The sequence below is a fragment of the Mesorhizobium sp. P3_A9 genome (genome assembly GCF_056402975.1).
Genome location: NZ_JBFUGJ010000442.1, coordinates 1 through 4084, shown reverse-complemented (window position 1 = coordinate 4084; position 4084 = coordinate 1). Strand labels below are relative to the sequence as shown.

At 63.0% G+C, this 4084-nt stretch carries 4 protein-coding genes; all 4 read right to left on the bottom strand.

The features are described from left to right. Positions 1–64 precede the first annotated feature (64 nt). Positions 65–1153, bottom strand: a complete 1089-nt coding sequence (locus tag AC1DX0_RS32075; RefSeq protein WP_477223922.1) for a Gfo/Idh/MocA family protein — start codon at positions 1151–1153, stop codon at positions 65–67. A gap of 71 nt (positions 1154–1224) precedes the next feature. Further along, on the bottom strand, positions 1225–2388 hold the full coding sequence (locus AC1DX0_RS32070) for an ABC transporter substrate-binding protein (protein WP_477358425.1): 1164 nt from the start codon (positions 2386–2388) through the stop codon (positions 1225–1227). 64 nt (positions 2389–2452) lie between these two features. Continuing rightward, positions 2453–3307: an ABC transporter permease gene (locus AC1DX0_RS32065; protein ID WP_477223920.1), complete on the bottom strand. Its 855-nt coding sequence runs from the start codon at positions 3305–3307 to the stop codon at positions 2453–2455. Beyond that, positions 3304–4084: ABC transporter ATP-binding protein (locus AC1DX0_RS32060; RefSeq protein ID WP_477358423.1), on the bottom strand; the 781-nt coding region annotated here is incomplete at its 5' end. The genes AC1DX0_RS32060 and AC1DX0_RS32065, both read right to left, overlap by 4 nt.

The window sequence follows — 4084 nt, the reverse complement described above, 5'->3', positions numbered from 1 at the left end:
TCTCTTCTCCCCCACGGGGAGAAGGTGGCCGCGAAGCGGCCGGATGAGGGGGCTGGCGCCGACGTCAGGCCAGCTCGACCGTCCGGCCGAGCGCGATGCTCTGCTCTGCGGCGAGCACGATGCGCAGGCTGTTGACCGCGGCATCCATCTGCTCGGTCAAATCGAGATCCTCACGGATAGCGCGCAGGAAGAAGGCCTGCTCGCGGTCGCACAGCTCCTGGTGGCCGGGTTCGTCCTCCATGCTGACGATCTCGTCAGGTTTGGAGAAATTCTTGTCACCGTCGACTGCGGCGTAGTGGATCTTCAGCGCATCGGTCTTGGTGTGGCGGTCGATGTCGGCCGAATTGGAAACCTCGGCATCCGAGGCGGTACTCGGCGCCTGGCCGGCGACGATCGACACCGCGCCCTTGGGGCCGACCACATCCTTCACGAAATAGGCCGTCTCGCTCATCATCGGGCCCCAGCCGGCCTCGTACCAGCCGACCGAACCGTCATCGAAGGTGACGTGCAGATGGCCGTAATTCTGCTTGTCGGCCTCGGCCCACAATTTGGCGCCGATGCCATGCACCCGCACCGGCTTGGCGCCGGTCAGCTGGCACATGACGTCGACATAGTGCACGCCGCAATCGACGATCGGGATCAGCGAATCGATCAGGTTCTTGTGCCAGTGCCAGGCGCTGCCGCTGCTCTGCTGGTTGAGGTTGAGCCGCATAACCAGCGGCTTGCCGAGCGTCTTGCCGACCTCGATGAACTTGATCCACGAGGGGTGGACGCGCAGGATGTAGCCGAGCACCAGCTTGCGCTTCTTGGCCCGTGCTGCCGCGACAACCTTCTCGGCATCCTCGATGTTGGTGGCAAGCGGCTTTTCCATGAACACATGGCAATTGGCCGCGATCGCCTTCAACGCATATTCGGCATGCGTGTTCGGCCAGCTGTTGATCGAGACAGCATCCGGCTTCGTCTCCTTCAATGCCAGGTCGAAATCCTCATAAAGCGGATAGCCGGCCAACTCCGCCGGGATCTTTTTGTTGCTCTTGATCGAGCGGCTCATGATGCCGACGATCTCAAAACCCTCGGAGCGGTGATAGGCGCTGGCATGCGACGCACCCATATTGCCGAGACCCACCACCAGCACTTTTACCTTGTCGGCCACCGCCACCTCCCATGCTTTCTTTCAATGGATTGCGGGCGGCAACCCTGTTGCCGCCCGGTTCTGTTGCCGGCTTACTTCACCGCCGAATCGAACAGATGCGCCTTGATCTTCTCGACATCGAGCGCGGCAAAGCCTTCCGACAGTTTGACGCCGTCGGCATCGGCCTTGACCTTGGCCTTGTCGAAGTCGTTGGCCGCCGGGATGAGATCGTTGGTGCAGACATCCTCGGCCTTCACCGGATTGGTGATCTGGCCGATCTTGTGGATCTCGTCGAAGAAGCCCTGCCAGCTCGCCATGTCGTGCGAGCCCCAGCCGCCGCGCTTGTCCATGTCGCCGCGGAAGACATTGATCTGCTGCAGGATCGAGGTGGTGCCGAGCTCCGGCCCGAGATTCTTGGCCAGCGTCGGGAACTGCTCGAACACCGCTTCGACCGCCGCGCGCGGGTTCTGGTAGCCGAATTCGAGGCCCATCGCCCAGCCGCGCAGGTATTTTTCCAAAAACGCCTTCTTGTCGGCATCCTCGAGATCGGCGGCGCGCACCACGAAAGTGTTGGCCGGCAGCTTCGAATTCTTCACGCCGAGCCAGYATTCGAAGTCGAGACCCTTGGCGATCCATTCGGCGCGCAGCCCTTCCCAGGCAAGTGCCGCGTCGCCCTGGCCGCCGGCAAGGGCGGTACCCCAAGTCGGCCAGCCGGCCTCGACATATTTGACCTTCTTTATGTCGACGCCTTGCGCGGCGAGCAGCGGATCGGTGATCGACTGCCAGGCGGCGGAGCCGAGCAGGATGGTCTTGCCTTCGAGCTTCTTCAGATCGTTCGATCCCTCGCCCTTGCGGAAGGCGATGCTGAACGTATCGCGGGCACCCATGTGGAACACCGACTTCAGCTTCATGCCGTTCTGGATGGCGAAGGAAAACACGCCGGGTGAGGGGAAGCCCATATCGGCCTGGCCGACATCGACGAACTTCACTGTCGCCGTGCCGTCAGACGGGCCGGGCTGCATGTCGGTGTCGAGCCCGTCGAAATAGCCGGCCTTCTTGGCCGCCCAGTAGGGATAATCGTCAAGCACTTCGAGCGTGCCGCGCGGCGAAATCCAGGTGAATTTGCCGTAAGCCTCGGCCCTCGCCTTGAGGCCGGTGGCGCCAAGCGCGGTTGCCGTCACCAGACCGGCGCCTGTCACCTGCAGGAAGTAACGGCGGGAGATCCCTGCCTGTTGGACGAAATTGTCTTTGGTCATCGCTTTCCCCTTTTTGTTTGACGTCAGTCCACCGCCCGCCTCCCGGGCATCTTGCTTCAAATCTTCAAGCCTCCCAGCTCGCCCACTTCTTGCCGATCAGGAAGAACAGCACGTAGATCAGGATGCCGAGCGTCGACAGGATCAGCACCACGGCGAAGAACTGCGGCATCTGGATCATCGACGAATAGGTGGTCAGCCGGTTGCCGAGGCCGAAGCCACCGCCGACCATCTCGGCGCCGACGGCGGTCAGCAGGCCGAAGATCGCGCCGATCATCAGCCCGACCAGGATCATCGGCAGCGCCATCGGCGCGCGGATCTTCCAGAAGATCTGCAAGGTGCTGGCGCCATAGGACCGCGCCAGCGCGATCTTGGCGCTGTCGACGCGGCGAAAGCCGGTGGCGGCGTTGATCATCACCATCGGCCCGGCGGCCAGCGCCACCGCGATGATGCGTGGCGTGTAGCCGAAGCCGAAGCGCAGGATGAGCAGCGGCACCAGCGCCAGCATCGGCGTGGTGACCAGAAGCAGAATGTAGGGCGCGACGATCTTTTCCGCGAACGGGAACTGGGTGATGACGGCGGCCAGCACCAGCCCGACGACGGCGCCGATGGCAAAGCCGGACACCAGCTCGACCAGCGTGTAGCCGAGATGCGGCGCGATCAGCGGGAACTCGTCGAACAGCGCATAGGCGATCGAGCTCGGCGGCGGCATGATGTAGAGCGGCACATGGAACAGCCGCAAGGCCAGTTCGATGCCGCCGATGATGACCACGGCGACGGCGATGATCGCCGCCACTTCCTTGCCAGACTTGATGCCGGGGCCGCTGGCGAAGGCCGACAGATTGGTCAGGCTGACATCCTTGCCATCACCGGACTTGGCACCCGATTTGGATTTGGAAAATTCCGGGATGGCATCGCTCACGGCCTGATCCTCACGATCTCGGCGCTGGTGCGCTCCGGCGCCGTCGGTCTGGTACGCTCGCCGACAATGTCCATCTTGATCCGGTTGGTGAGGTCGAAGACCTCCTTGGTCGCCATGATCTCCAGCGAACGCGGCCGTGGAAACGGCACGCGGTATTCCTTGGCGACGCGCCCCGGCCGCGCACTCAGCACCACCACGCGATCCGAGAGAAAAATCGCTTCCTCGATGCTGTGGGTGATGAAGACGATGGTGGTCTTGGTGTCGAGCCAGATCTCCTCGACCAGCCGGTTCATCTCCTCGCGCGTAAAGCTGTCGAGCGCGCCGAACGGCTCGTCCATCAACAGCACCGAGGGTTTTAGGGCCAGCGCCCGCACGATCGCCGCGCGCTGCTGCATGCCACCCGACAGCTCGCGCGGGAATTTTCCACCGAAGCCGTCGAGCCCCACCCGATTGAGCAGATGCGCGATCCAGGCACGATCCGGCTTCTCGCCCTTGATCTCGAAGGGAAAGCGGATGTTGGCATCGAGATTGCGCCAGGGCAGGAGGTTCGCCTCCTGGAAGACGATGCCGATATCGGGATGCGGGCCGGTGATGGCCTTGCCGTCGAGCCTTATCTCGCCGCTGGTCAGGCTGTGCAGGCCCGACATCGACCACAAAAGCGTGGTCTTGCCGCAGCCTGACGGGCCGACGATGGAGACGATTTCATTGGCTCTGACATCGAGGCTGCAGCGGTCCAGCGCCAGCAGGTCGCCAGACGCCGTGTGATAGATCTTGGTC